This is a genomic window from Streptomyces sp. DSM 116793 (assembly GCF_057320905.1).
Genome location: NZ_CM170494.1, coordinates 2459434 through 2486143 on the forward strand (window position 1 = coordinate 2459434; position 26710 = coordinate 2486143).

The 26710-nt window shown below is 75.0% G+C and carries 17 protein-coding genes; 10 read left to right on the plus strand and 7 right to left on the minus strand.

What is annotated here, in order from left to right:
- Positions 1–95: 95 nt before the first annotated feature.
- The 4 genes from ACSMXW_RS10115 to ACSMXW_RS10130 are packed head-to-tail and all read right to left on the minus strand — an operon-like array spanning position 96 to position 4497.
- Entirely contained in the window at positions 96–935 is an 840-nt protein-coding gene (locus tag ACSMXW_RS10115; protein WP_485805382.1) for a carbohydrate ABC transporter permease, read from the minus strand.
- A complete protein-coding gene (locus tag ACSMXW_RS10120) occupies positions 932–1909 on the minus strand; it encodes a carbohydrate ABC transporter permease (RefSeq protein WP_485805383.1) in 978 nt (325 codons plus the stop codon). Before ACSMXW_RS10120 ends, ACSMXW_RS10115 begins: the two co-directional genes overlap by 4 nt.
- 24 nt (positions 1910–1933) lie before the next feature.
- Positions 1934–3238 carry an extracellular solute-binding protein gene (locus tag ACSMXW_RS10125; protein WP_485805385.1) on the minus strand — a complete coding sequence of 435 codons (1305 nt, stop codon included), beginning with the start codon at positions 3236–3238 and terminating at the stop codon, positions 1934–1936.
- A gap of 5 nt (positions 3239–3243) precedes the next feature.
- Positions 3244–4497, minus strand: a complete 1254-nt coding sequence (locus ACSMXW_RS10130) for an ROK family transcriptional regulator (protein ID WP_485805386.1) — start codon at positions 4495–4497, stop codon at positions 3244–3246.
- A gap of 418 nt (positions 4498–4915) precedes the next feature.
- On the opposite strand from ACSMXW_RS10130, the gene metE reads away from it, so the two are divergent.
- On the plus strand, positions 4916–7252 hold the full coding sequence (metE, locus tag ACSMXW_RS10135; protein WP_485805387.1) for a 5-methyltetrahydropteroyltriglutamate--homocysteine S-methyltransferase: 2337 nt from the start codon (positions 4916–4918) through the stop codon (positions 7250–7252).
- Between the two features lie 189 nt (positions 7253–7441).
- Here the strand turns inward: metE and ACSMXW_RS10140 are convergent, their stop codons facing one another.
- Positions 7442–8638, minus strand: a complete 1197-nt coding sequence (locus ACSMXW_RS10140) for a damage-control phosphatase ARMT1 family protein (protein WP_485805389.1) — start codon at positions 8636–8638, stop codon at positions 7442–7444.
- Positions 8639–9105: 467 nt separating this feature from the next.
- On the opposite strand from ACSMXW_RS10140, the gene ACSMXW_RS10145 reads away from it, so the two are divergent.
- Complete coding sequence (locus ACSMXW_RS10145; RefSeq protein ID WP_485805391.1) at positions 9106–10350, plus strand: acyltransferase family protein; 1245 nt, start codon at positions 9106–9108, stop codon at positions 10348–10350.
- Between the two features lie 530 nt (positions 10351–10880).
- On the opposite strand, the gene ACSMXW_RS10150 is transcribed toward ACSMXW_RS10145, so the two are convergent.
- Positions 10881–12212, minus strand: a complete 1332-nt coding sequence (locus tag ACSMXW_RS10150) for a COG1470 family protein (protein ID WP_485805393.1) — start codon at positions 12210–12212, stop codon at positions 10881–10883.
- Between the two features lie 390 nt (positions 12213–12602).
- Between ACSMXW_RS10150 and ACSMXW_RS10155 the strand changes: the two genes are divergently transcribed.
- From ACSMXW_RS10155 to ACSMXW_RS10170, 4 genes are all read left to right on the plus strand, one after another.
- Complete coding sequence (locus ACSMXW_RS10155; protein WP_485807931.1) at positions 12603–13268, plus strand: helix-turn-helix transcriptional regulator; 666 nt, start codon at positions 12603–12605, stop codon at positions 13266–13268.
- 694 nt (positions 13269–13962) lie between these two features.
- Positions 13963–17331, plus strand: a complete 3369-nt coding sequence (locus tag ACSMXW_RS10160; RefSeq protein ID WP_485805395.1) for a hypothetical protein — start codon at positions 13963–13965, stop codon at positions 17329–17331.
- A gap of 22 nt (positions 17332–17353) precedes the next feature.
- Positions 17354–18205, plus strand: coding sequence for a Pvc16 family protein (locus ACSMXW_RS10165; RefSeq protein WP_485805397.1), 852 nt, complete (start codon positions 17354–17356; stop codon positions 18203–18205).
- Positions 18202–20685 carry an ATP-binding protein gene (locus ACSMXW_RS10170; protein ID WP_485805399.1) on the plus strand — a complete coding sequence of 828 codons (2484 nt, stop codon included), beginning with the start codon at positions 18202–18204 and terminating at the stop codon, positions 20683–20685. The genes ACSMXW_RS10165 and ACSMXW_RS10170 overlap by 4 nt, the downstream gene beginning before the upstream one ends.
- Positions 20686–20898: 213 nt before the next feature.
- Here the strand turns inward: ACSMXW_RS10170 and ACSMXW_RS10175 are convergent, their stop codons facing one another.
- Positions 20899–21621 carry a dienelactone hydrolase family protein gene (locus ACSMXW_RS10175; RefSeq protein WP_485805401.1) on the minus strand — a complete coding sequence of 241 codons (723 nt, stop codon included), beginning with the start codon at positions 21619–21621 and terminating at the stop codon, positions 20899–20901.
- A gap of 473 nt (positions 21622–22094) precedes the next feature.
- On the opposite strand from ACSMXW_RS10175, the gene ACSMXW_RS10180 reads away from it, so the two are divergent.
- The 4 genes from ACSMXW_RS10180 to ACSMXW_RS10195 all read left to right on the plus strand — a co-directional run bounded on the left by ACSMXW_RS10180 (position 22095) and on the right by ACSMXW_RS10195 (position 24857).
- Positions 22095–23624 carry a phage tail sheath family protein gene (locus ACSMXW_RS10180; protein ID WP_485805403.1) on the plus strand — a complete coding sequence of 510 codons (1530 nt, stop codon included), beginning with the start codon at positions 22095–22097 and terminating at the stop codon, positions 23622–23624.
- Positions 23625–23764: 140 nt separating this feature from the next.
- Positions 23765–24205, plus strand: coding sequence for a phage tail protein (locus ACSMXW_RS10185; protein WP_485805405.1), 441 nt, complete (start codon positions 23765–23767; stop codon positions 24203–24205).
- Positions 24202–24702: a hypothetical protein gene (locus ACSMXW_RS10190; RefSeq protein ID WP_485805406.1), complete on the plus strand. Its 501-nt coding sequence runs from the start codon at positions 24202–24204 to the stop codon at positions 24700–24702. Before ACSMXW_RS10185 ends, ACSMXW_RS10190 begins: the two co-directional genes overlap by 4 nt.
- On the plus strand, positions 24699–24857 hold the full coding sequence (locus ACSMXW_RS10195) for a DUF6760 family protein (RefSeq protein WP_212910050.1): 159 nt from the start codon (positions 24699–24701) through the stop codon (positions 24855–24857). Before ACSMXW_RS10190 ends, ACSMXW_RS10195 begins: the two co-directional genes overlap by 4 nt.
- The last annotated feature ends 1853 nt before the right edge of the window (positions 24858–26710 follow it).

Below are 26710 nucleotides of genomic sequence, written 5' to 3' on the forward strand. Positions count from 1 at the left end.
GAATGCGGGGGGTGTGGGGGCGTAGGGGGTTCACGGGATTCGCGGGATTCGCGAGGGGCGGGCCGGGGCCGGCCCGGGGACGTGTCCCCGGGCGCTCACCCCTTGACCGCGCCGCTGGTCATGCCGCCCACCAGGCGGCGCTGCACCAGCAGGAAGAAGACGAGGACGGGCAGGGAGAAGATCGTGGACGCCGCGATCATGGCGCCGTAGTCCACGCTCTCCGCGGTCTTGAACGACACCAGCCAGACCGGCAGCGTGTAGTTGCTCTGCGACTTCATGATCACGTAGGCGAAGAGGTAGTCGTCCCACGCGTTGACGAAGGCGAAGATCGAGGTGGCGACGATGCCGGGCATCAGCAGCGGCAGCAGCACCCGCACGTACATCTGGAAGCGCCCGCAGCCGTCCACGAGCGCCGCCTCCTCCAGCTCCACCGGCACACCCTCGACGAAGCCCCGCAGCGTCCAGACCGTGAACGGCAGGACGAACGTCATATAGGTGAGGACCAGGCCGGGGATGTAGTCGAGGGCGTTGATGGACCGCAGCATCAGGTAGACCGGGATGACCATCGCCGACATCGGCACCATCTGCACCAGCACCAGCACCGCCATCAGCGCCCGGCGGCCGTGGAACCGGAAGCGGGCGATGGCGATCGCCGCGAAGAGCGAGATGAGCAGCGACAGCACCACCGAGGACAGCGTCACCGTCAGGGAGTTGCCCACGAACACCCAGAAGTGCGGTTTTCCCAGCGCCCGCCGGAAGTTCTCCAGGCTGATCGGCCAGGGGAAGAACTGCGGCACCGTGCTGAGGATGTGGCCGCGCTGCTTGAACGCGGTCGCCAGCATCCAGTACACGGGGAAGATCATCACCGCGGAGACCACGACCGCGATCGCGTTGTTGACCGCCCGCTGCCGCCGGGCCGGGCTCATCGCACTCATGCCGTGCCTCCCTGCTCCGCCTGGTCCGAGAGCCTGCGGACGTAGAAGATGGAGAAGACCGCGAGGATCAGCACCGTCACCACCGCGATGGACGCGCCGGAGCCGTATTCGTTGCGGCTGAAGGCGGTGAGGTAGGCCAGGACGCCGAGCGTGGTGGTCTGGCCGTCCGGGCCGCCGTGCGTGAGCACCCAGATCGGGGTGAAGGAGTTCATCGACCAGATGACCTCCAGCACGGTGAGGATCGCCAGCACGGGACGGAGGATCGGCACGGTGATGTGCCGGAACGTCTGGAGGGTGCCCGCGCCGTCGAGCCGCGCCGCCTCGTACAGCGAGTCGGATATCTGGCCGCGGGCCGCGAACAGCGTCAGCGCCACGAACGGCAGGCCCTTCCACACCGTCAGCAGGATGACCAGCCCGAGCGCCTGGTTCGGGTGCGAGAACCAGTCGTACGCGGAGAGGTCGCCGAAGATCCGCAGCTTGGTCAGCAGCCAGTTGGCCACGCCGTACTGCGGCTGGTACATCCACTGCCACACCAGCGTCGCGGCCACCATCGGCATGGCCCACACCAGCACCAGGCAGACCGTGGTCATCACCCGGGCCCACGACGAGACGCCCATCAGCAGGTGGGACATCAGGAACCCGAGCACCATCAGCAGCGCCACGCAGAGCACCGTGAAGACCACCGTGCGCACCAGCACGGCCCGGAAGTCGGGATCGCCGAAGATCTCGGTGTAGTTGTGCAGGCCGACGAAGTCCGCCTGCCCGGTGAAGAGCGAGCGGGGGCCGAAGTCCTGCGTGGACAGCGTCAGCAGCCGCACCAGCGGATAGCCCTGGATCAGCAGCAGCGCCACCACGGCGGGGGCGATCATGGCCCACGGCAGCAGCCGCGGCCGGGTGGCCCCGGCCCGCCGCGCCCGCGGCCCCGGCCGGGACCGCGGGGCCACCGGACGGGCCGTGCTCCGCTTGTCAGTCATTGCCATGCAAGGCCCCAGGAACGTCTAGTTGCTGCCGAGTGAGTTGAAGGCTTTGGTGGCGTGCTTGTCGTAGGCCGCGGCGGCCGAGGCGATGTCCGCGCCACCCGCGATCTTCGAGAAGAACTGCTCGTTGTACTGCTCGGTCTCCAGCGTGGCCTCGCCGGGGCTGTTGGGCAGCGGCTTGCTGATCTTGCTGGCCTCGGAGGCGACGGTGAGCTGCTCGGGCACGCCGGGCGGGGTGAAGTCGGGCGAGATCGGCAGCAGGTTGAGCTTCCGCGCCATGGTCGCCTGGAAGTGCTTACTGGTGATGATCCGCAGCCAGTCCGTGGCGGCCTTCCGGTCCGGGCTGTTCTGCGCGATGCCGATGGTGGAGCCGGAGACGATCACCGGCATGGTCTTGTCGGCGGTGTAGCCCGGCATCGCGAAGAACCCGATCTTGCCCTTGAGCCCCGGGTTCTTCTCCAGCACGGTGGCCGGCTCCCACGCCTTGACGTACTCCATCGCGGCCTTGCCGTCCGCGAAGAGCTGGTCCTGGTCGGGGCTGTCGGTGTTGACGCCCACCGACGACTTGGTGGAGCAGGTGTTCTGGAAGGTGCGCCAGGCCTTGAGCCCGGCCTGGTTCGCCGGCGAGCTCATCTCGGCCCGCCATGTGCCGTTCTTCCGGGTGGCGACGGTGCCGCCCTTGGCGAAGGCGAAGGGTATGCCGTTGAACCAGTACTCGCCCGGCATGTAGAAGCCGGAGAAGTTCGCCGTGCTCCTGTTGGCCGCGGCCAGCGTCCCGCAGTCCTTCTCCAGCTCGGCGACGGTCTTCGGCGGCTGCTTGATGCCCGCGTCCGCGAACATCTTCTTGTTGTACATGACCACCTTGGTGCCGCCGTACAGCGGCACCGCGTACAGCTTGCCGTCGTAGGTGGACGGGTCCGCCAGGCCGCTGAGCCAGCCGCTGGAGCCCTCGAAGGACTTCTTGTCCGCGGTCAGCTCGGCGAGGCCGCCGGAGTAGGTCTGCAACGGGGTCTGGGTGTTGCCCATCTCCACGATGTCCGGCGGGTTGCCGCTGGCCAGCGCCGTGGTGATCTTGGTGGCCACGCCGTCCCACTGCTGGACCTGGACGTCCACCTTCATGCCCGGGTACTTCTTGCCGTACTTCTTCGCGAACTCCGCGTTGACGTCCTTGATGAGGGGGCTGTCGCCGGGCCCGCCCGTCATCATCCAGACCGTCAGCTTGTTGTCGGAGTCCGCCTTGTCGCCGCCGCTGCCGCCGCAGCCGGTCAGGGCGAGTGCCATGACCGGCAGCGCCGCGACGGCGCACCGCCACCGTGCTGTGTGCATCGTTCTCACCTTCCGGGTCCTTCCACCTGCTGGGCGTCGTGCGTCGTGCTGGTTGTGGGGCATGTGGCGAGCCGCTCGACGACGAGGTCGCGGTCGACCTCTATGGCGGCCATGTGGTCGGCGCTGACACCGAGCGCGTCGTAGAGCCGGCCGAGCGAGGACGCCATCGCGCCGAGCAGGCCCGCCGCGTCGCCCAGGTCGGACCGTCTGACCACGCTGTGCACCCCGACGGTCCCGGCGACCTCCTCGCTGATCGCGGAGAGCCGCCCGGCGTCGAAGGACTCGGAGAAGCCACCGGTGAGGACGACCGTGGCCGGCTCGTAGGCGAGCGCCACGATCGTCACCAGGTGGGTGAGCGCCTCGTGCACCTCGTCGAGCAGCTCCCGGTAGCGCTCGGGCTCCGAGAACAGGGCCTGCGCGCGGGGCACCTCGACGCCCTTGGTGCGTGCGTACGCCACCAGGTCGGCGCCGGAGAGCAGGTCGCGCAGCCGCTGCGGGCGCCCCGGCAGGGGCAGCCGGCCGAACTCGCCGAGCAGTCCCGTGCGGCCGACCAGCACCTGGCCGCCGAGCGAGACCGAGGTACCGAGGCCGGTGCCCATGGCGAGCAGCACCGCCGTCTCCCGGTCCGGCAGCGCCCCGTACTGCAGCTCGCCGAGCAGGGCCAGGTTGGAGTCGTTGCCGATCACCGTCGGCACCCCGACCAGCCGGGAGACGATCCTGATGAACTCGGTGCCCTTGATCTGGCCGAGGTTGTGCGAGTTGACGACGGTGCTGCCGTCGCCGGTCACCACGCCGGGCAGGCCGATGGTGACGGTGTGCAGGGGGACGCCGTCGCCGTGCTCGGCGACCAGTTCGCCGACCCGGCCGGCCACCCAGGCCGCCAACTCCTCGGCCGTGGTGTCCCGCGGGGTGGCGTCCCGGCTCCTGATCAGGGCCCGGCCCAGCGCGTCGGCGATCACGATGCGGCAGTTGGTGCCGCCGAGGTCGATGCCGCAGACGAGGGCGGAGCGGCCGTTGAAGCCGACGGACGTGGACTGCCGCCCGGGACCCTCGCGCAGCCGCCGGCCCGCCTCGCGCACGAGGTCGTCGGCCATCAGGTCGTCGACGATCCGGAAGACCGTGGCCCGGCTGAGCCCGGTGTCGGCGATCAGTTGCTGGCGGTCCATCTCGGCGCCGGACAGCAGCGCGGACAGCACGGCGCTGCGGTTGGACGCACGGGGGAGCGGGGAAGACGCGTTACTGGGCACAATTCCTCTCACGCTGAGATTATTTGGTGGGGCCACACTGTAGTCACGTTTCGGCCAGCGGAACCAGCCCCGCGCATTACGTTCCGGTAAATCCGGCGGGCACCCCGACGGGGGCGCCGCCCACGGGCGCGCGAGCGCCGGAAATAGGGGCGCGGGGAACGACGCGGGGAACTGGGGGTACCTCCCACGCCCTCAAGGCAGTGGGGGAGCGACCGGCCACGACGAGACCGCCAGGTCGCCGCCGTCCGAAGGAGTCGGTTTCGTGTCGCAGCCGACCCACCGGCCGGTGGCGGGCCGCGCGCACCCGCCACCCGCCGGGGCACAGCCCCACGCCGGCGGAGCCGCGCGCTGCCGGCGCTCCGCACCCCGACGGGGCGCTACGCTGGCAATTCGCGATCTTTGCCCCACTTCCCCCGGGAAGGAGTGTTCTGTGACAGCACAGCCCGGTACCGGCGCCGGTACCCCACCGGCCGGGGCGACCGTGTACGGATACCCCCGCCAGGGCCCGGCACGTGAGTTGAAGAGGGCGGTCGAAGGCTACTGGCGGGGCCGCGCCGACGCCGCGGCCCTGCACCGCACCGGAGCCGAGCTCCGCGGACAGAACTGGCTCCGGCTCTCCGAGGCCGGCATCGACGAGGTTCCGACCGGCGACTTCTCGTACTACGACCACGTCCTGGACACCACCGTCATGGTCGGCGCCGTGCCGGAGCGGCACCGTCCGGCCGTCGCGGCCGACCCGCTCGACGGCTACTTCGCGATGGCGCGCGGCACCGAGGACACCGCGCCGCTGGAGATGACCAAGTGGTTCGACACCAACTACCACTATCTGGTGCCCGAGCTGGGCCCCGAAACCGACTTCACGGCCGACCCGGGCAAGCAGACCGGCGAGTTCCGCGAGGCGCAGGCGCTGGGCCTCACCGCGCGCCCCGTACTGCTCGGCCCCGTCACGTACCTGCTGCTCGCCCGGCCCGCGCCCGGCGCCCCGCCCGGCTTCGACCCGCTGAGCCTGCTCGACGCGCTGCTGCCCGTCTACGCTCGGGTGCTGGCCGCGCTGCGCGCCGCGGGCGCCGCGTGGGTGCAGGTGGACGAGCCGGCGTTCGTCCAGGACCGCAGTCCCGGGGAGCTGGCCGCGCTGGCCCGCGCCTATGACTACCTGGGCAGCCGCACCGACCGGCCGCACCTGCTGGTCGCGTCCTACTTCGAGCGCCTGGGCGAGGCGCTGCCCGTACTCGCCGGCGCGCCCGTGGAGGGCCTCGCGCTGGACTTCGCCGAGGCAGGGCCCGCCAACCTGGAGCTGCTCACCACACTCGGCGGACTACCCGGCAAGCGCCTGGTCGCGGGCGTGGTGCACGGCCGCAACGTCTGGATCAACGACCTCGACGCGTCCCTGACCACCCTCACCACGCTCCGTGGGCTCGCGGACCGCGTGGACGTGGCCGCCTCGTGCTCGCTGCTGCACGTACCGCTGGACGCTGCGGCCGAGCGTGACCTCGACCCCGAGGTCGCCGGCTGGCTCGCCTTCGCCCGCCAGAAGACCGCGGAGATCGTCACGCTCGCCCGCGGGCTCACCCACGGCACCGGCGCCATCGAGGCCGAACTGGCCGCCAACCGCGCGGCGCTGGCCTCCCGCGCCGAGTCCCCGCACACCCGCGACGCCGCCGTGCGGTCCCGGGCCGCCGCCGTCACCGGCGCCGACGCCCGCCGCCCCGAGCCGTACGCGCAACGGGCCGCCGTCCAGCGGGACCGGCTCCGGCTGCCGCCGCTGCCGACCACCACCATCGGCTCGTTCCCGCAGACCGGCGCCCTGCGCGCCGCGCGCGCCGACCTGCGCGCCGGGCACATCGACACCGCCGCCTACGAGGAGCGCATCAGGAGCGAGATCCGCGACACGGTCGCCTTCCAGGAGCGTGCCGGGCTGGATGTGCTGGTGCACGGCGAGCCGGAGCGCAGCGACATGGTGCAGTACTTCGCCGAGCAGCTCACCGGCTACGTCGCCACCCGGCACGGCTGGGTGCAGTCCTACGGCACCCGGTATGTCCGCCCGCCGATCCTCTCCGGGGACGTCTCGCGGCCCGGGCCGATGACGGTGCGCTGGATCTCGTACGCGCAGTCGCTCACCGAACGCCCCGTCAAGGGCATGCTGACGGGTCCCGTCACCATGCTCGCGTGGTCCTTCGTCCGCGACGACCAGCCGCGGGCCGAGACCGCGCGGCAGGTCGCGCTGGCGCTGCGCGACGAGGTGCGGGACCTTCAGGCGGCCGGCACGCCCGTGATCCAGGTCGACGAGCCCGCGCTGCGCGAGTCGCTGCCGCTGCGCGCGGACGGCCGGGCCGCCTACCTGGCCTGGGCCGTGGAGGCGTTCCGGCTGGCCGCCGGCGTCGCCGGGCCCGGCACCCAGATCCACACGCACATGTGCTACGCGGAGTTCGGCGACGTCATCGAGGCCATCGACGCCCTGGACGCCGATGTGATCAGCCTGGAGGCGGCCCGGTCCCACATGCGGGTCACCGGCGAACTCGCCGGCTACGGCTATCCGCGCGCGGCCGGGCCCGGCGTGTACGACATCCACTCGCCGCGGGTGCCCACCGCCGCGGAGGCAGCCGCCCTGCTGCGCCGCGCGCTCCGCGACATCCCCGCCGAGCGCCTGTGGGTCAACCCGGACTGCGGCCTGAAGACCCGGGGCTGGCCGGAGGCCGGCGCGTCCCTGGAGAACCTGGTGGCGGCGGCCCGCGAGATCCGCACGGAACTGCCGCCCGGCCGGGCCTGAGCGGCAGCCTCGCGGAGTGAGCGACGGCCTCCGGGGCGGCGGGCAACCTCCGGGCGGCGGGTCGGGATCCGCCTGGCGACGCGGACGGGGCGGGGGTCCGCCCCGGCGACGCGGACGGGGCGGGGGTCCGCCCGGCGACGCGGGAAGGTCACGGTCCGCCCGGCGACGCCCAGCGGAACGGGGACCCGTCTAGCGGCGCACCTGGACCAGGGCGTGGGCGCCGCTGGTACGCCAGCGCTGGTCGTGGGCGGCGGTGAGGGCCGCCTCCGTGCCGGCGTCGAGGCCGGCGATCACGTCGGACTTGAGGATGCGCAGGGTGGCGACCGGGGACGGGAAGTGGGCGGCGAGCTCGGCGAAGGGCGTGGTCGGGGGCCAGAGCCGGTCGCCGACGAGCCGGCGGTAGTTGAGGTCGCCCTTGAGCACGGTCACCGTCGCCCCGGCGAACGTGCCGCGCAGGTCGTCCGGCATCTCCTCGAACGTCAGCGGTGCGCAGTAGAAGGGGTGGGCCGACACGTCGAGCCGGCCGTCCCGCAGCGCCTCCCAGAGCCGCCCGGCCGCCTCGGCGGCGGCGCCGCCCGCGGCGCCGCAGTGCCGCAGGCAGTCGAGCACGTCGGCCATCGTCGCGTCGGAGACGTAGTACGGCCGGGGCTTCACGTGCAGGAGCACGCGGGCCGCCCGCCCGCGACGCAGCAGCCGGTCGATCAGCAGGAGGTCGGGGACGAGCTCGCGCCCGGCGTTGTCGGCGACCAGGTGGACGACGGCCTCGCCGTCGGCGGGCAGCAGGGACCACAGCGCCGCGGAGTCGTCGGCGACCAGCGGGGTGCCGTCGTCGGCGTCGCCGACGGCCTCCCCGGCGGAGATGCGGAAGCCGAGGTCGGCGCGGTTGCCCCACAGGGCGCCGTGCAGCAGCGCGGCGTCCTGGTCGTCCGGGGAGCGCATCGCGAGCCGGTCGAGGACGGCCAGCTCCTCGCGGGCCTCGGTGGCGCCGAGCTCCGCCGTCTTGAACGGGCGGAAGGGGTCGACGTCCCGCCAGGGCCCGTCGGCGAACCAGCCGACGGCGCCGAGCAGCTTGCGGTAGAAGTAGCTCTCCGCCCACAGGAACGGCACGTCCAGCCAGGACCGGCCGAAGTAGGGCGCACCCCAGCGCCGCCACTCCTCGTGGTCCGGGGCGTCCGGGCCGAGCGGCTCGATGACCCCGGCGATCTCACGCGCGAGTGCCTCCAGCGCGGCCAGGCGGCGGGGACCGTAGGGCAGGGCGGCGTACACCTTCTCGATCAGGGCCGGGTGGCGCTCGGTGAGGACGCCGTGGGCGAACGAGCCGGGTGTGCTGCTGACGATGACGGGGGCGTCCGGCGCGCCGGCCGGGGCGTCGTCGGGTTCGGGCATGGCGTCCTGGTCCTCCGCATGCGTGTGCCGTGGCCGACCGCTGCTCCGGGGGCGGTGTGCGGTGGCCGCCCGCCCGCGGGTCCTCCGGACGGACAGGGGCACCGGGCCGCCCGGCACGGGGAGAGCGCCGGCCCTCCACCGTACCGTCCAGGCCGGCGCGGGCGGGCCACGGCTCGGCGAACCGGTGCCTGAGCGGCGCCGTGGCCTGGGGGTGCCCCCTTATGGTTGCGGCCTCACCACCCACCGGTGCGGCCCGACCGCGCAGTTCCCCCCGTCCCCTTCCAGGGACCGCCCCTGACGGCCCGTCGCCCCGCCACCCACCGGTGCGACCTGACGCGCAGTCCCCCCGGCCCCTTCGGGGCGCGGGTGCGGCGGTCGTCGTTCGGGGCCCCCGAAGACGCTCTGGTGCGGGTACCTTCGGCGCATGACGTTTCGCCGGCCGGAGGCCGGTTAGCCGCATCGGGGAGATGTCCGAAAACTCCTCGGCAGGGCAGCCTGCGCACTCCGTCCCCGCGCGGGACGCGTTCTTCGACAACGCCAAGTTCCTGGCCCTCGTGCTGGTGGCCGTGGGCCACTCGTGGGAGCCGTTGCAGAGCGGCAGCCGGGCGGTCGACGCCGCCTACATGGCCGTCTACACCTTCCACATGCCGGCCTTCGTGCTCGTCTCCGGCTATTTCTCGCGGCGCTTCGACGCCCGGCCCGACCGGCTGAGACGCCTGGTCACCGGGGTCGCCCTGCCGTACGCGGTCTTCGAGACGGCGTACGCGCTCTTCGTGCGCTGGGTGGGTGACGACCCGTCGAACCCGATCACGCTGCTCGACCCCTGGTACCTGACGTGGTTCCTGCCCGCGCTGTTCGTCTGGCGGCTGACGACCCCGCTGTGGCGGACCCTGCGGCGCCCGCTGCCGCTCGTGGTCGCGGTGGCGCTCGCGACCCTCGCGTCCATGTCACCGGAGATCGGGGACGACCTCGATCTCCAGCGTGTGCTGCAGTTCCTGCCGTTCTTCGTGCTGGGCCTCGGGCTGCGGCCGGAGCACCTGGCGCGGCTGCGCGCCAGGTGGGTCAGGGCGGCCACGCTGCCCGTCGTCGCCGCGGCCGCCCCGGTGGCGTACTGGGCGGCGCCGCGGATGACCTACGTGTGGTTCTACCACGACAACAGCGCCCAGGAGCTGGGGGCACCGTGGTGGGCGGGCCCGGCGATGACGGCGGGGCTGCTGGCCTGCTCGCTGACGCTCACGGCGTGCTTCCTCGCCTGGGTGCCGCGCCGCCGCACCTGGTTCACCGGGCTCGGCACCGGCACCATGTACGGCTATCTGCTGCACGGCTTCCTGATCAAGGGCGCGCTGTTCGGGGGCTGGTACGACCACCGGTGGGTGCACGGGCCGCTCGGCGAGGTCTCGGTGACCCTGGCCGCCGGCTGCGCGGTGACGCTGCTGTGCACACCGCCCGTGCGGCGCGCCTTCCGCTGGGTGGTGGAGCCCCGGCTGGAACGGGCGTTCCGCGGCACGCCACGCGGGCCGGTTCCGGCACGGAACGGGCCGGACGAGGACGGCGAACGCGGTGACCCGGCACACGGCGGCGCCCGCTCCGGAACCGGGGCTCGGTCCGGGGACCCCCCGGGAGGGGCCGGGGCCGCTCCCCCGCCCGGGGCCGGAGCCGCTCCCCCGCCCACGGCCGGGGCCACCGCCCAGGGACACGTCCGCCGTACGTAGCCGTCCCGGCCCTCCCCCGCCACCGCCGCTCCGGGCCCGGGGGCTGCCCGCAGGGCCGGCCGATCGGCTCCCTGCGGGTGCCGGGCCCCCTGCCGGGCGCTGTGGTTGCTCGCGCGGTTCCCCGCGCCCCTTGCCCCTTGCGGGCGCCCCGGCGGAAGACGTCACCCGGTGCCCCGTCAGGGGCGCGCGGAACGGGACGCCAGGACCCCACCGTCCGGCGGCCGGGGACGAAACCGGACGGGGCTGGGCGATCGGCCACCACGGGTGTGCCGGGTCGCACGCGGCGGCCGGAGACGCTGACGGGGCAGGCGCGGCAGGCTGGGCAGGCAGGGCAGGCGAGCAGGCGGGCAGCGGGCAGGCGGGGCATGTTCGCCGCGTGGAGGCACGGGCGGGCCGCCGAGTGCGGGCATGCCGCCGGGCAGGAACGCTCGGGTGCGTGCACCGCCCGGGCGCCTCCGTGCGCCCCGTCCAGGGGCGGTGCGCCGCTTGGTTCGGTACATACGGGTCTGGTTCAGTGCTTGAGATCGCGTTCAGTGCCGGAACTCACTCAGCACTCCGCTGACATTGAGCACCTCCGCACAGCCGGAGGCCTGCTTGCCGGAGGCGGGGGTGCCGGGCTTGCGGCACGTGACGTCCGCGGTCACCGTGGCGTTCTCCGGGATCTCGATCGGGGTGACCCAGTGGTAGTCCTGGTTGCGGAAGGTCTCCAACGCGATCGTGGTGATGGTGCGTTCCCCGAAGGTGATGGTCAGCAGGCCCTCGTCGCCCTGGTAGTTGGCCACCACGATGTCGGTGACGTTGAAGACCTTGCCCTGCGGCACGGTATACGTGCCGGCCTTCCTGGCCCCGGGTCCGGTGTCGACCTCGATCGTCGCGGAGCTCTGCTGGCCGCCGACGACCGTCCCGCCACCGGTTCCGCCCTGTCCGCTCCCGGTGCCCCCTCCGTCGCCCGCGCTCCCGGGAGCGCTCCCACTCCCGGTGCCGCCGCCTCCGCCGGCGCCCGTGTCCTGCCGGCCGCCCTGCTGGCCGTCGCCCCGCGGCGGGGTGTTCCTGGCGGCCTGCTTCGCGGCCTCCTTGGCGGTGCTCTGCACGGCGGGCCTGACCAGCGCGAACCACGCGAGGATCAGCGCGAGCAGCGCGGCGAGCAGGGCCAGCAGCCACGTCGGCAGCACGGAGAGCTGGACGAACTCGCCGTCCAGCGGGGCGGGCCGGCCGGGCTGTCCCTCCTGGCTCTCCCGGCCCTCCTGCGGCAGCCCCTCGCCGGTCGGCGCGGCGTCGACCGTGAAGGGCCAGGCGACCGGCTTGCCGAACCAGATCAGCTTGCGGGCGCGCACCCGCAGCCGTACCTCCGCGGACTCCCCCGGTGCCAGTTCCGGGGCGCTCGGGTCGAAGGCGAACTTCAGCTCCTCGCCGGCCTGCCCGGCCGTCAGGTCGACGGCTACGGGGGTGTTGCCCTGGTTGCGCAGGGCGGTGCGGTAGCGGGCGCCGAGCCAGCCGCGGCGGCGCTGCGGGGCGAGTTCGGTGCGCAGCTCCCAGAACGGTTCGACGCGGACGGTGGTCTCGGGCACGACCACGGTCTCGGGCCGCTCCGCGGGCAGCACCCGCACGCCGAGCGGGACCTCCCCCGCCCGCACCTCGGGCGAGCGCGGCGGCGCGAGGCGCACCGTGACCGTCTCGGACGTGCCCGGGTAGAGGGACAGGCGCGCGGGTTCGACGGTGCTCCACGCGGCGCAGTCGCCGACCACTTCGAGCGTGTACCCCTCGACGATGTCACTGTCGTTGCGCACGGTCAGGGTGGTGGTCGCCGTACCGCCGGGCGACACCGTCACTGTGGGGGCCGCGAGTTCGGCTGCAGTGGTCACGGGCCGACGGTAGGCGGCGGGGCCCGGCGCCCGGCAGAAGCCCGGGGGCAACGGGCGGGCAGCTCCCGTGCCCGGCGGAACACCGGTGCGGTGCCCCCGCGTTGTCCCGCACGGCAGGCGCGGCGACCTGCGCGGAACGACGGCCGACGGTGCCCGTCCCGGCGCCGCGGCGCCCGGGGTCCGCCCGGTGGGCGGGCCGGGGCCTGCCGTGCACCATCCCGGGAACCGATGCGAAACCCAGCGGACTACCCCACCCCTGTGCGACACGGAGGTCGAAGACCATTGAAGAAGAGTGACGAGATCCGCCCACACGGAGCGGCGCCGGACGGGGCGGACGGCGGTGCCGGCGCGGCGCGCCCGGGTCGGGACGCCGGCCCGCACCGCAGGCTCATCGCGCCGACGGCGGCCGGCCGTGCCACGCGGCGTGACAGGCAGGAGAGAGTCTCCGTGGCCGTCTACGCGGGGGACCTGATCTTACACGCGGGCGTGGTGCACCAGCTTCGGCAGCGGCCCGAGGTGGAGTTACTGCCTCAGTCCGAGGCGGACCGGGCCCAGGCGTCCCTGGTCGTGGTGGACACGGTCGACGAGTCCGCCGTGAAACTCCTCACCAGACTCCGCCGCAACACGGCCACCCGCACCGGGCTTGTCGTCGGCTCCTTCGGGGCCAACTCCCTCCAGACGATGATCGAGTGCGGGGTGGCGGCCGTGCTGCGGCGCGGGGAGGCGGACCAGGACCGTCTGGTGCACCTGGTCACCGCGCTGGCGCGGGGTGAGGGGGTGCTGCCGGGCGATCTGCTGGGGAAACTGCTGGACCATGTGGGCAGCCTCCAGCGGACCGTGCTCGACCCCCGGGGGCTCACGCTCTCCACGCTGACGGCGCGGGAGGTGGAGATGCTGCGGCTGGTCGCCGAGGGGTTCGACACGGTCGAGATCGCGGAGAAGACGTCGTACTCGGAACGTACCGTCAAGAACGTGCTGCATGAGCTGTCCACCCGGCTTCAGCTCCGGAACCGGGCGCATGCGGTGGGGTATGCGATGCGGCACGGACTGATCTAGTGCCGCGGCAGGCGACGTTTGCCCGTCAAGGAGCGGCGTCCGGTGCGTGCTCTCGGTGTGCGGCCGGAAGTCCTCGTACTGGATGTACTTGGGCTTTCGGCCGGTGCGGCGAGAGGGCGTGCCGGGCGTCGCGACGGGGCGAACGTTGCCTGTTGCGGCACTAGGCACCCCGAGGGACGCCGCAACCCTTTTCGGCCAGGGCCGGGCCCAGCGCCGGCCACCCGCATTGCTCCCCCCACTGCCTCGAGGGCGTGGGAGGTGCCCCGGTTCCCCGCGCCTCCGGATACGCGGGGGCCCGCCCCGCGTACCCGCCCACCCCGCAAAGGGGCGCGGGGAACTGCCCGCCCGACCACCCACCGGCCGGTGGTCCGGAACGAACCCGAGCAGTCCCCTTCGGACGGTGGCGACCCCCGGTGCCGTCGGGGCGGTCGCGCCCACGCGGCGGAGCCGCACAACGTCACGGCCACACGCCCCTTCGAAGCGGGGCTTCGCCCCGATAGGGGGCACGAGGCTGTGTCGACGTGCGGCTCCTCCCGGGCCGGCGCGCGCGGCCACCCACCCGCCGGAGCGACGGGATCCGTTGCCCGAAAAGGCAGTCGCGCTTCCCCCGGGGCGGGCCCCGGGGGCCTGGGACGGGGTGGTGGGGGCGGGGAGACTTGCGGGGAGGGTCGTTCCCCAGACAGTGAGGTGGACCGTGATCGGCACCGCTGGACCGGCCGGCCGGGCCCGGCCGGCCAGACTGGCCGCAGCCGCGGTGCTGGTGCTCGCCTCGCTGGCGGCCGGCTCCGCCCAGGCCGCGCCGGGACCGCCGGCGGGCGACGGCACCCCGCGGGCGGCCCAGGAGGGCCGGATCGCGTTCGCCGGCACCGGCCACCGCAGCCTCGGCCGGGTGACGGACCCGGCACACAGCGTCCCCCTCTTCGGCCCGGGCCCCGCCCACTTCGACCAGCAGGCGTCGGCACGCGGCGACGAGCTGGTGTTCACCAGCCTGCGCGACGAGCCCCGCCCCCAGGTGTACCTGCGGGACGCGGGCGGCGCGGTGCACCGGCTGACCACCGGCCTGGACGCGGCGCACCCCCGGCTCACCCCCGACGGCCGCGCGGTGGTGTTCGACTCGGCCGGGCCAGGCGGCCCCGGCGGCGGCACCCAGCGGGACCTGTGGCTGGTGCGCACGGACGGCACCGGCCTCACCCGGCTCACCGACACGCCCACGGCGGAGATATCGCCGACCGTCTCCCCGGACGGCACCCGGATCGCGTACACCGGCGACGCGGCCCCGACGGGCTGGCGGATCTATGTGCGCGACCTGTCCGGCGGCACCCCGCGGGCGGTCACCGACGCGCTCGCCGGGAACGCCACCCAGCCCGTGTGGAACCCGGTCGGCGACGCCGCGCACCGCGACCTCATCGCCTACACCCTCGACCCGGTCCCGCTGACCTACGGCACGGGACCCGCGGCCGGCACACCCGGCCCGGCGCCCCGCACCGCGGCGAGCGAACCCACCGGCGGCCCCGCGGCCACGCCCACCGGCACCCCGGCCGGCGCACCCGGCACCACCGCGGCCGCACCCGACGCCCCGGCCGGCACGCCCTCCCCCACCGCCGCCCTCGCCCGCGGCGTGGACGACGCGCCGGTGCCGCGGAACCCGCGGCTGTACGTCACCGACACCGCCGGCGACGACCAGCCGCTGCTGGCGGGCGAGCAGGCCGGCTGGCGTACCCGGTCCGCGGACTGGCTGCCCGGCGGGGACGCCGTGCTCTTCGTCAGCCCCGACCACACCTGCACCTGCGACACCACGTTCGACCTGGTCTACCGAGCGGGGGCGCACTCCGAGGAGACCGCCGGGAAACTGCTGAGCGAGGACCGGCTGGTGGACGGCCCCACCTGGCTGGGCGGCGCGGCGGGCGGCTCCGTCGTCGTCACCCGCACCACCGCCGACGGGCCGCACACCGCCACCCTCCAGGACATCCGGAGCGACGGCACCGACCCCAGGGACCTGGACGTGACCATCCTGCGGGAGGACCCGGAAGCGGACACCGCCACCGACCCCGCCGCCGACCCGCTGTTCAAGCCCCGGCCCGGTTACGACCCGTGGACCGAGCGGCAGACCTACACGCCGGACGGCCGCCGGATCGTGGTCACCCGCTTCGAGGACACCGACGCCGGCCGTATCGAGCGGATCTGGCTGGCGGACGCCGACGGTGCCGACCCGCGGGTGCTGCCGCTGGCCGGCCGCGGCAGCACGGACCGGGACACCGACCCGGCGTTCTCGCCGGACGGCGCCCGGATCGCGTTCACCCGCACCCCCACCGACGGCACCGGCACCACCACGGGGCCCAGCCGGGTGCTGATCGCGGAGGTCGCCACCGGCCGGATCATCGGCACCGTCCAGCCGCCGCCGGGCGAGCCGGCTGACGACGCCCAGCCCACCTGGTCGTCCGACGGCACCCGGATCGCGTTCACCCGGACCGCCACCATCGACGGCACCGGCGGCAACAAGCACATCTGGACCGCGCCGGTGGACGCGCTCGGCCGGCAGCAGGACCTGAGCGCCTCGGTCTGCCCGGGCAGCTGCCAGGTCGTCGACGACAGCCCGGCGTTCTCGCCGGACGGCACCAGCGTCGCGTTCAACCGCAAGGACGGCGCCGGCCGGGTCAACGAGCGCGACGGCGTGCTGGTCGCCTCGCTCACCGGCGGCGGCTGCCGGGTGGTGCTGCCGACCGGGCAGGACGCCTGCACACGTCGGCTGCCGGACACCACGGCCACCGGCCCGTACCAGCCACGGGACGTGGCCTGGTCGGCGGACGGCGGGCAGCTGGTGCTCAGCGCGCGCCGTGCCGTCGCCGCCAACTCCCCCGAGCAGCTGCTGCTGCTCGACCTCGCGGACGGCGCCCTGACACCGCTCGGCACCGACCTGCCGGGCCGTCAGAAGGAGCCCGCGTTCCAGCAGTCGGTGGACCTCGCCGTCGCGGCCCCCGGGGCGCTGCCGTCGCTGGAGACCGGCGCGCACACCACCGTCACCGTCACCGTCACCAACCACGGCCCCTCGCCCTCGCCCGGCACCGCGCTCACCGTCGCCCCGCCACCAGGGGTGCGCGTCGACGGCCTGACCACGCCGTCCGGCGGCTGCGACGCGGCGGCGCTCCACTGCGACCTGGGTGCGCCGGCGCCCGGCGCGAGCGTCCGGGTGACCGCGGAGATCACCGGTGTCACCGAGGGCGAGCAGCGGCTCGGCTGGTCGGTGACCGGCGCCGTGGTGGACCCGGAGCCCGGCGACAACACCGCCGAGACGCTCGTCCCGGTGGTCCCCGCGCCACCGGGCGGGAACCCGCCACCCGACGGAGGCCCGCCACCCGACGGAGGCCCGCCGCCCGACGAGAACCCGCCGCCGGCCGGCGACCAGCCGCCCCCGCCACAGGCCGGTCCCTCGGTGACCGTGCAGGCGCAGCCGGACCCGGGCTACGTCGGCGGCCGGGTCGTCGTCAGCTACGCCGTACGCAACGGCCGTGCCGCGCTCGCCACCGGTCTGCGGCTGACCCTCGGGCTGCCCCGTGGCATCCCCCGGGACGCCCTGCCCCCGGGCTGCTCGGGCGGGCAGTGCGCGCTCGGCGATCTCGACCGGGGCGACTCCAGCGTGGTGCGGGTCGTGCTGCGGCCCGACAAGGCCGTCAAGAAGGCCACCGTCACCGCGCGGCTCACCACCACCGGCACCGACGCCGACCCGGGCGACAACACCGCACGGACGTCGCTGCGGATCCTCCGGCCCAGGATCGTCGCGGTGCCGCCGATCGGGAAGCCGGGCTTCGTGACGTCGGTGCGTGGCGTGGACTTCCCGCCGGGGGCGCCGGTGCGGTTCACTTGGAAGCCGGGGATCACCGCCGCCGCGGCGCCCACGGTTCCGGCCCGGAACGGCAGGTTCGCGGGGCAGCTCCTGATCCTCGCCAAGGACCAGACGGGCAAGCGCACCATCACGGCGAAGGGCCCCGGATTCAGCCCCGTCACCACGCCGTTCCTGGTGGTCAGCGGGACGATCGGCCCGCCGGACGAGGTGGCGCGCCGGTGAGCCGGGAGCGGACGGTGCACGGGTGATCCATGAAGTCGACGAGGGACTGCGGCTGCTGCTCGCGGAGGGCGGTGTCGTGGCGGGCGGGGTCGAGCTGGTCTTCGACGCGCCCACCAAGGACTGGTCGGCCCGCCGCAACGCCCCCTCGGTGAGCGTCTTCCTCTACGACATCCGCGAGGACACCGCCCGCCGGCAGTCCGGCAGCGCCCCGGAGTACGACACCTCCGGCGCCGTCGTCGCCCGCCGCAGGCCCCCGCGGTGGTTCGAGCTGACGTACCTGGTGACCGCGTGGACCAACCGGCCGCAGGACGAACACCGGCTGCTGTCCCAGGTGCTGCGCTGCCTGGTCCGCTCCGACGTGCTGCCGCCCGCGCTGCTCACCGGCTCGCTCGCCGACCTGGGCCTGCCCGTCGGCCTCACCGTCGGGGCGCCCGGCGCCGACGGCCCGTCCGCGTCGGACGTCTGGTCCGCGCTCGGCGGCGAGCTGAAGGCCGCCGTCGTCCTGCGCGTGTCGGCGCCGCTGGTGGGCGAGCCCGACGCGGTGGGCCCGCCGGTCACGGAGGGGCTCGTGGTGCGGGCGGCACGGGAACGGAACGGGCTGGGGGGCGTACGAGGGCTCGGCGGGGCGCCGGTGCCGGGGGATCCGGACGGTGTGCCGGTTCCGGTGGGTCCGGACGGTGCCCCGGGCCGGGTGGATCCGGAGGGTGCGGACGGTGCCCCCGCCGCGCGGGGACGAGACGGTGCGGCGGTGCCGCGCCCCGGCCGGCGGTTACGTTACGCCGGCGGCACGGACCCCGGCCCGGACGGCTTCACCGCCGAACGCGACCGGCCGCTGCCCCCCGGCCGGCGCCGCCGCGGCGGGACGGTCCGATGAGCGCGGACACCGGCCGGGTGCCGGGGACGACGGCCGGGGAGCCGGACGCGATCACCGGCGGGGCCGGCCCGCTCGTGGCCGCCGGGGCGGACCATCTCGCGGACCTGTGGGCCCGGCTGAGCCGGGTGGAAGCCCGGGTGCGGCACGCCGTCGCCGTCCGCAGGGCCGACGACCCCGACCCCGACGACCCGTACCGCGGGCAGTACCTCACCCCCGAGGAGGCCGAGCGGATCCTGCGCGCCCCGTCGTCCTTGGCGGCGGCCGGTACCGGGACGCGGCAGACCGGCGGGGACACGACGGCGGAGGGGCCCGCCGCGGAAGGGGCCGTTCTGCAAGGGGCCGTCCCGCAACGGGCCGTTCCGCAACGGGCCGTTCCACAGGGTCCCGTCCCCCAGGGCCCCGCCCCGCAGGAGCTCACGGCGGAGGATCAGGCGGCGCACGGCCGCACCCCACAGGGCCCCACCGCGCACGGCCCCACGCCACGGGCCACCGCGCAGGACGGCCTCCCCCCGCAGGACGCCACCGGACAGGACGGCCTCCCCCCGCAGGGCGGCCCGACCGCGGGGGCCATCAGCCCGCCGAATCCCGCCGGGCAGGATGCCGGCGCCCGGCCGGGGCCGGCCCCGACCCGCTTGCAGCGGCTCGCCGCCGCGTTCGGGCTGCTGCCGCTGGACGTGGAGCTTCTGCTCGTCGCGCTGGCGCCGGACATCGACGCCCGGTTCGAGCGGCTCTACGGCTACCTCAACGACGACCTGACGCGGCGCCGGGCCACCATCGGCCTCGCGCTGGAGCTGTGCGGGGTGCCGCCGGCGGGCCCGGCCCGGTTCCGGTTCTCACCGGCGGCGCCGCTGGTCGCGGGCGGCCTGGTGCGGATCTGCGACGGCGAGCGGCCGCTGCTGTCCCGCGTGCTGCGGGTGCCCGACCGGGTCACCGCCCACCTGCTCGGTGACGAGGAGCCGGACGCCCGGCTGCACGGCCTGGTCCGCCCGGGCCGGGGCGGCGCACGGCGGCCCGCCGACCCGTTGACCACCCGGGTCGCCGCCGCCGCGGCCACCGGCAGCGGCCTGGTGCACCTGCACGACCGGGGCGGCGACGCGGGCGGCCTCGCGGTCGACGCGCTGCTGCACTGCGGCCGCCGGCCGCTGGTCCTGGACATCGCCGCGCTCACCGCGGGCCCGGTGCCCGAGGAGTTGCCCCGGGTGCTGGCCACCGAGGCCCGGCTGAGCGGCGGCGGACTGGTGCTCGGCCCGCTGGAGACGCTGGCGCCCGAACGCCCCGAACGGGCCAGGCTGCTCCGGGACATCTGTGCGGCGGCGGCCGGGCTGCCCCTGATCACCTACGGCGCGCGGGGCTGGGACCCGCTGTGGTCGAGCCACAGCCCGGTGCCGTTCACCGTCGCGCCGCTCACCCCCGAGCACCGGCTGCGGCAGTGGCGCGACGCGCTCACCGGCGCCGCGGGCGCGGACCGGGCGCCCGCCGTGCTGCCGCCCGACGACGAGCTCGCCGCGGCCGTCGCCTCCTACCGTCTCGACGCCGAACAGGTGCACAGGGCCGCGGCGGTGGCGGTGCGGATGGCGGTGGCCGACGGGCGGGCGGTGGGCGGGGACGACCTGCGGACCGCGGTGCGCGCGCAGAACAGCGCCGGCCTGGAGCGCCTGGCCCGGCGCATCGAACCGGCCGTCGGCTGGGCCGATCTGGTGCTGCCCGAACCCACCCGCCGCCAGCTGCACGAGCTGGCGCTGCGCGCCCGGCACCGCGAACAGGTGCTGGGGCAGTGGCGGATGCGGCCCGGCGGCGGCCGCGGCCGTGGGGTGATCGCGCTGTTCTCCGGGGAGTCGGGCACCGGCAAGACGATGTCCGCGGAGGTCGTCGCGGCGGAGCTGGGCATGGACCTGTACGTCGTCGACCTCTCCACCGTCGTGGACAAGTACGTCGGCGAGACCGAGAAGAACCTGGAGCGGATCTTCACCGAGGCGGCCGGCGTCAACGGCATCCTGCTCTTCGACGAGGCCGACGCCGTCTTCGGCAGGCGCTCCCAGGTCAGGGACGCGCACGACCGGCACGCGAACGTGGAGTCCGCGTACCTGCTGCAACGGATGGAGTCCTTCGACGGAATCGCCGTGCTCACCACCAACCTGCGCGCCAACCTGGACGAGGCGTTCACCCGGCGGCTCGACGTGGTCGCCGACTTCCCGATCCCCGACGAGGCGCAGCGGCGCGCCCTGTGGGACCGCTGCCTGGGCGCGGCGCTCCCTCGCGACGACGGGCTCGACCTGGACTTCTGCGCGCGGCGCTTCGAACTGGCGGGCGGCTCGATAAGGGCGTGTGCGGTCACCGCGGCGTACCTCGCGGCGGAGGCGGGCCGGCCGCTCGGAATGGCGCAGGTGGTGTCCGCGGTGATGCAGGAGTACCGGAAGCTGGGCCGTCTCGTCCTGGAGAGCGAGTTCGGCCCCTGGCTGGACTCCGTCCAGGTGGCGTGAGCGGCGCGCGTCTCTTCGGGCCGGCCCCGGCCCACCCGGGGGCACGGGGCCACCTCGGCATGCGGCGTCACCGCGGGCGCCGGTGCCCCGACGGGCAACCACCCGGTCGCGGCATCCGCCGGCCACCGCCGTCGAGGAAGTCGGGACCTGTCCTCGATGGCGGCGTCCCGGCCGGCACCGCCTGGCGTCCGCCGCCGGCCTGAGGGCCCGGCCTCACCTCAGGTGCCGGGCGAAGAACCGGGCCCCGTCGTCCACTTCGAACCACGGGGTGCCGGTGTGCCCGCCCATGTTGGCGTGCAGTGTCTTCTCCTCGGTGCCGAAGGCGTCGAACAGGTCCAGGGCCGACTGCCGGTCGTTCCCTTCGTCATCCCATTGGAGCAGGAACTGGAGCGGGATGGTGACCTGCCGGGCCTCCTCGCGCTGGGCGCGGGGCACGAAACCCCCGGCGAAGAGACCGGCGGCCGCGATGCGCGGTTCGACCACCGCCAGCCGAATGCCGATGGCGGTCATCCCCGAGTACCCGACCGGGCCGCCGATCCCGGGCAGCGAAAGGAGGGCGTCCAGGGTGGTCCGCCATTCCGGGACCGCCTTCTCGACCAGCGGGCCGATGAAGGACTCGAAGATCTCGTCGACCGGCTCGCCGGCCGCCATCGCCCGGCGGAGGTCGGCGCGAGCCTGCTCGTCGACGGCGGAACGGGGCCGGTCGCCGTGCCCGGGGTGGTCGATGGCGGCCACCGCGAAGCCGTACTCCGCCGCGCAGTGCCGGGCCCGGGCCGCCAGCCGCGATTCCCGCTTGTGCAAGCCGCCGTTGTGGCCGCTCAGGATCAGCGGGGCCGGTGCGGACCCGGACGTCCACAGGATGCCGGGGATCCCACCGAGGGTGAATTCGCGTTCGAGGACGCCGTCGTCGAGGCGCTGTTCGGAAGTGAAGTGCATGGTCGTGCCTTTCGGGAGTGCTCAGAGCGGCGCTCCCGGACGACCTGTCGCCCGACCGTGACCCCGGAGGGGAGCACCCATGTCGACGCTGCGTTCACGGGTACCACCTCCTCGTTCTCTCGCACGGCCTCCGGAAACGTAGCAGTGGCCGCCGTAGGCCGCCAACGGGTTTCGCGGAGGGTCCGATCGCCCACGGTCGACCACCCGCCGGCCGGTGGTCCGGGGACCGCCCCTCCGGGGCGGTGACGGCCTGACGGTCTCGTCCGGGTGGTCGCGCCCACGCGGCGGAGCCGCATATCGGTACAGGCCCGCGCCCCTGGGGTCGGGCGGCACCCCCGGCGCACCCCAGGGGTACCGGGGTGGCCCCGGAAGGCAGCAGGGTTGCCCTGGGGGCGGGTCCACGGGACCTGGTGCCCGGCCCGTCGGGGCCACGAGGCTCTGAGGCGACGCAGCGCCCAGACGAAGGAGCGAGCATGCCGTCGTACCTCACCCCCGGCGTGTACGTGGAGGAGGTCCAGTCCGGAGCCCGGCCGATCGAGGGAGTCGGCACCGCCGTCGCCGCGTTCGTCGGCTTCGCCGCGGCCGGCCCCTTCCACCAGCCGACGCTGGTCACCAACTGGGACCAGTACACGCAGACCTTCGGCGGCTTCACGGAGGGCACCTACCTGGCCCACGCGGTCTACGGGTACTTCGCCAACGGCGGCGGCAGCGCGTACGTGGTGCGGATCGGCGGTCCGGCGCAGGGCGCGGACGGGAGCGGAGGCGGCGGGCAGCAGCCGGCCCCGGTGGAGCTGGGCGGGCTGCTGATCTCGGCGCTGCCCGGCGCGGGCGACGGCATCACGGTGGAGGTCGCCGACGCGGAGGGCGAGAGTCCCCCGGAGGACCGGTTCCGCCTGGTGGTGCGGCAGGACGGCAAGGTGGCGGAGACCTTCGACGTCTCCACCCGCAGGAACGTCAAGGCGTTCGTCCTCACCCAGCTCCGCGAGTCCCGCCTGGTACGGGCCGAGGAGCAGGCGGGCGCCGCCCCGAGCCGCCCGGAGAAGCAGACCCTCGCACTCGCCGCGGCGCCCGCGCCCACCGCGCCGGGGCGGTCGCTCAGCCCCACCGAGTACGTGGGCGACGCCGGGGCCCGCACCGGCTTCGCGGGCCTGGAGGCCATCGACGAGATCACCATGGTCGCGGTGCCCGACCTGATGAGCGCGCACCAGCGCGGCGACATCGACGCCGAGGGCGTCAAGACCGTGCAGCTCGCGGTGATCAGCCACTGCGAGCAGATGGGCGACCGGGTCGCCGTCCTGGACACCCCGCCGGCGCTGCCCGCCCAGCACGCCCGCACCTGGCGCAACGACACCGCCGGCTACGACTCCCGCTACGCCGCCGTCTACTACCCGTGGATCAAGGTCTTCGACCCGGCGACGGGCCGCAACACCCTGGTCCCGCCGAGCGGGCACGTCGCCGGGGTGTGGGCGCGCAGCGACGCCGAGCGCGGTGTGCACAAGGCGCCCGCCAACGAGGTGATCCGCGGCGCGGTCGACCTCGACGTGCGGCTCAGCAAGGGCGAGCAGGACCTGCTCAACCCGATCGGCGTCAACTGCATCCGGGCCTTCCCGGGCCGCGGCATCCGCATCTGGGGCGCCCGCACCCTCTCCTCCGATCCGGCCTGGCGGTACCTGAACGTGCGCCGGCTCTTCAACTACCTGGAGGAGTCGATCCTGCTCGGCACCCAGTGGGTGGTGTTCGAGCCGAACGACGACCGGCTCTGGTCGAGCATCCGGCGCAACGTCACGGCGTTCCTCACCGAGGAGTGGCGCCGCGGCGCGCTGTTCGGCCGCACCGCCGAGGAGGCCTTCTACGTCAGGTGCGACCGCGACAACAACCCCCCGGACTCCATCGACCTCGGCCAGGTGATCTGCGAGATCGGCGTGGCACCGGTCAAACCCGCCGAGTTCGTGGTGTTCCGGCTGGCCCAGTTCTCCGACAGCACCAGCCTCGTCAACGAGTGAGCAGAGCACGCCGGCGCGTACCCGGGCGGGTGCCCGGCGCGCCGTCGGCGAGTGATCCGCGGGGCGCCCGGGCGGCCCACGTCAGCAAGGCGACCGGTCCTTCAGCGCGCCGGTCCCGTTCCGGAAGGTGACACACAGTCATGGCAGAGGGTGACGCTCTTTCCACGCATGTCTTCGGCGTGCAGCTCGGCGGCTATCTCGTCGAGTCCATCCAGGAGATCAGCGGGCTCACCGTGGAGGAGGAGGTCGTCGAGGTCCGCCAGGTGACCGCCGACGGCAAGCAGATCATCCGCAAGCAGCCCGGCGCACGGCAGGCCGGCGAGGTGACGATCACCCGTGGCCTGGACAAGAGCAGCGAGTTCACCAAGTGGATCAAGGAGACGCTGAACAACGGCGCGGTGGACACCGCACGGCAGAACCTGACCATCGAGATCAAGGACTCCACGGGCGCGACGGTGCGGCGCATCCAGCTGATGCAGGGCTGGGCCAGCAGGTGGGAGGGGCCCTCGCTCAAGGCCGGTGAGTCGTCCGCGGCCACCGAGACCGTGACCATCACCTTCGAGGAGATCGTGGTCGAATGAGGCGGCGGACGGTCACCGCGAACACGGTGGAAGAGATCCTGGGGACCACCGGGCCCGCCGGCCCCGCCGAGACACCGGCCGCGCAGGCGCAGGCCCCGGAGCGGGGCGGGGGGCCCGAGCGGCACGGGCTGCGCACCGAGTTCGGCTTCGAGCTGCCGCGCGGGTACGTGGACGACGACGGCGTGCTGCACCGCACGGGCTCGATGCGGCTCGCCACGGCCCGCGACGAGCTGCGCCCGCAGATCGACCTGCGGGTGAAGGAGAACCCGGCGTACCTCGGCGTGGTGCTGCTCAGCCAGGTGATCACCCGGCTCGGCACCGTCACGGACATCCACGCCGGGGTCGTGGAGCGGATGTACGCCACCGACATCGCGTTCCTCCAGGACTTCTACCGGCGCATCAACAGCGAGGGCCACACCCACGCGGCCGTCACCTGCCCCCACTGCGACGGCTCGTTCGAGATCGACCTCTCGGGTGGGCGCCTGGGGGAATCGTGACGTACGCGCTCCCCCGGCTCCGGGAGGAGATCGCGTACATCGCCTACCACTTCCACTGGCAACGCGAGGACATCCTCGACCTCACCCACGACGAACGCCGGCAGTGGGTGCGCGAGATAGCGCGGATCAACACCCGCGTGAACGAAGGCGGGTGAGCGGGGTGCGGATCCGGAACGTGTTCCGGCGCGGCGGCGGCCGTGGCGAGGACGGCCCGGCCACGTCCGGCGCGGGGCGCCCGGCGGGCGCCGGGGCGGCGGCCCCCGTGGAGTCCGACGGTGCGCCCGGCGCGGGGCGCGGCGGGTCGGGTTCCGGCGAGATGTCCGGCTCGGGGCGCGAACCGTCGGGTTCCCGCGGGGTGCCAGGCGCGGTGCGCGAACCGTCGGGTTCCCGCGGGGTGTCAGGCGCCGGGCGCCGGGCGCCGGGTTCCGGCGGGGTGCGCGGCGCGGGACAGGAGCCGTCCGCCGGGGCGGGTGCGGGGGCGTCCGCCGGGGCGGGTGCGGGGGTGGCGGTGCCCGAGGCGTGGGACGGCGGGTGGCGGCGGACGGCGCCTTTGGTGCTGACCGTGGCGCGTGCCGCGCTCGGGGTGAGCGACGGGCTGCGGTTCCGTGCGGGGCTCGCGGCCTGGCAGAACCCCGCGTTCCATGAGGAGCCGGGCCATGCCGTGCTGCCGTCGGCACCGGTGGGCCTGCTCCACGACGTGGCCCGCCCGGCCGCTCCCCGTATCGGGTCCGCCCGCCGTGCCTCCGCCGACGGCGGGCCGCTGCTGCTGCGGGCCGCGCCGGCCACCGGGGCGGCCCCGGAGCCCGGGACGTCCGACGCGGCGTATGCGGGGCCCGACGCGGCGGGTGCCGCCCCCGCGTCGCCCGGGGACGCGGGGGCGGCCGGGGCCCGGACCGGAACCGTTCCGAAGGCAGGCGCAGGGGCAGGAGTGGGCGCGGCCGCGGGCTCCCGGGCCCGCACCCGCCCCGCGCCGGTCCGCCCGCGTCCGGTGGGGCCCGCGCTGACGGTCGCCCGCCGCCCCGCGATGCCGGTGCGACGGCTTGCCGCCGTTCCGCCGCCGGATCCGGCCGCCCCTGTGGCGGGCCCGGCCGCGGGGGCCGCCGGGCGCACGGGGGACGCCGCACGGTCCGCGCCGGCCGACGGTTCGGCCGTGTCCGGGAGATCCGGAAGGGGCGCGGCCACGACCGCGGCCGGCACGGCGGCGTCCGGGAGCGGGGCGGTCCCGTCCACGGGTGGTGCGGCGGCGTCCGCGGGTGGCGCAACGGCGTCGTCCGCAGGTGGTACGGCCGCGTCCGGCGCCTCAGGGGCTCCGTCCGGGGGCGGCGTGGCCGCCGGCCCCGGAGCCGTGCGCCCGGCGTTGGGGGAGCCCTTGCGTGCGCTGCCCTCGACGGCCGCGCCGCTGACCGGGCCGGGGGCGGGCGGTGTGTCCGGGGCCGGGTCCGCGGCCGAGCCGATGCCGGTGGTACGGCGGAGCGCGGACGAGGATCCGCCCACGGGTCCGGACGCCCCGGCACCGGCCGGCCCGCGCACAGCACCCGGACCGGCCGGGCGGGCCGCACCCCGAACGCCGTCGGGAACGACCGCTCCCCCGGCCCCGGAACGCGGCTCGCGCACCGGCCTCGGCGCGCCGCTGGCCGCGCTGCCGGACACGGCGGTGCCCTCCGGCGGGGCGCCGCTGCTCGGCAGCCGCCCGGTGCAGCGGCACGTCGACGGTGCCGTGCGCGGCCGTGCGCCCGGGGGCGGGGGCGCCACGTCCGGTGACGCGGCCCCGGGCGGCCGGGGCGGCGCCTCCGGTGCCGCCGGGCCCGACATGCCGGTGCGGGCCCCGGGCACGCCGTCGGCCCGGGCGGCGGCCGTCGCCGCGCTGCCGGAGCTGCGCAGGGCGGTGGCGGCCTGGCGCGCCGCGGAGGCGTCCCGCACGAGCGCCGGCCCCACGACGGGTACGGATTCCGGGAGCGGGGCCGCCTCGGCGGGCACGGGAACTGGCACGGGCACGGGGACTGGGACG